General features: G+C 71.3%; 1 protein-coding gene. It reads right to left on the reverse strand.

Annotated features, from left to right (window positions below; genetic code table 11):
• Nucleotides 1-1,802 (reverse strand): LamG-like jellyroll fold domain-containing protein (locus ACFQ6N_RS40590; protein WP_380659168.1); only part of this gene is annotated, 1,802 nt, incomplete at both ends.

Below are 1,802 nucleotides of genomic sequence, written 5' to 3' on the forward strand. Positions count from 1 at the left end.
ATGTGCGGGACGCAGCCGGTCGAACCGTCCGCGCAGCCCTGGTTCTCCGGCTGGCCGTTGACGTACAGGACGAGCCGGTCCGCGAAGGCGTCGTAGCTGACCGCCAGGTGCGTCCAGTTCTCCAGAACGGAGGAGGCCGGGGTGTGGGTGGTGAGGGTGCGCACCGCGCCGTTGGCGTCGGAGTCGCGGACCTCGGCCTGCCACTGGCCGGTCGGCTTCCCGTTGGCGTCGTTGCCCAGGGCGTGCCAGCGCAGGGTGACCGCGCTGTTGTTGGAACCGCTCACGGACAGGACGGTCATGTCCCGGGTCGGGACGCCCGCGGTGTTCGCCCAGCCGGCCAGGGTGAAGCTCTGGCCGGTGTGCATCGGCGTCGAGGTCGTGGCCGCGTAGCCGGTGGCGCCGTCCAGCTTCAGGGTGCCGGGGGCGGGCAGCAGGCCGCCGTCGGCCTTGATCGAGGCGCCGGCGCCGAGCTGGGCGCCGGCCTTGGCCGGGCCCTCGTCGGGGGTGACGGCCGGGGTGCCGGTGGCCGCGCTGAGCTTCCAGCGGCCGGCCAGCTGCGGGCGCTGCTGGACCATCGCGGTGGCCTCGGGGCCGGTGACGACGCGGTCGTAGATCCGCACGTCGTCGATGTCGCCGCCGAAGAACTCGCCGTTGGCGCCCTCGCGGTTGACGGCGCCGATCTGGAGCGGGCCGGGGTTGGCCCACGGCGCGTTCTGGGTGTAGTCGGACTCGCCGACCAGGTAGCCGTTGATGTACAGGCGCAGCTTCTTGGCGGCGGTGTCGGAGACGCCCAGCAGGTGGGTCCACTCGCCGGTGGTGCCGGCGAAGCAGGGCGCGCCGTTGATCTGGGTGTTCGGGGCGCAGTCCGGCTGCCAGGTGCGCACCAGGGTGTCGGTGGAGGTGTCCTCCTTGTAGCGGCCGAAGATCCAGCGCTTCCAGTAGGGCGAGTAGTAGAGCGAGAACTCGTTGTTGTGCTGGCCGATCTGGGTGACCGCCATCTTGGGGTTGGTGTCCCCGGCGGCGGGTGCGGGCAGCTTGACCCAGGTGGAGACGGAGAAGTCCCGGCTGCCGTCGACCTGCGGGCGGGTGCCGCGCAGGTAGTCGTCCACGCCGTCGAGGTGGATGGACTTGTCGGCGATGCCCGGGCGGCCGAGGGCGACGCCGTTGTAGGCGGTCAGGTTGTCGGTCTCGGTGATGCCGACCGGCTTGACGGCGGTGTCGTCGAAGTGCCAGACCGCCTTGGCCGGAAGGCCGGTGGCGAGCTGCTTGTCGGCGGCCACGTCGGCGGCCTCGGCCTTGCTCAGGTTGCGGTCCCAGAGCCGGACCTCGTCGACCGAGCCCTTCCACGGGTCGGTCCAGTTGCCGTGCCACTTGGAACGGCCGAACTCCAGCGGGCCTCGCGCGTCCCAGTTGGCGGTGACGGCCACCGGCGTGCCGGGCACGCCGTTGACGTACAGGGTGCTCGTCTTGGCCACCGGGTCGTAGACACCCGTCAGGTGGGTCCACTGGTTGAGTGCCACCGGGGCGTCCGAGCCCGCCGTCTCCAGGGTGTAGACGGCGTTGGTGTCCTGGGTGGACGTCCACATCGCCCACTTGCCGCTCATCAGGCCGAGGGCGAAGCGGGCGGCCCAGTTGCCGTTCTCACTGACCACGACCCGGTTACGGGTGGTGTCGCCGGTGAGGTTGACCCACGCGGAGACGGTGAAACCGCGGGTGGTGTCCAGCACGTTGCCCTGGGTCTCGGCATAGCCGTTGGCGGTGCCGTCCAGGGTGAGGGCCTTGCCGAGGTGGCCGGGCGCACC

Origin of the sequence: Kitasatospora sp. NPDC056446 (assembly GCF_042796115.1) — a bacterium.
GTDB lineage: Bacteria > Actinomycetota > Actinomycetes > Streptomycetales > Streptomycetaceae > Kitasatospora.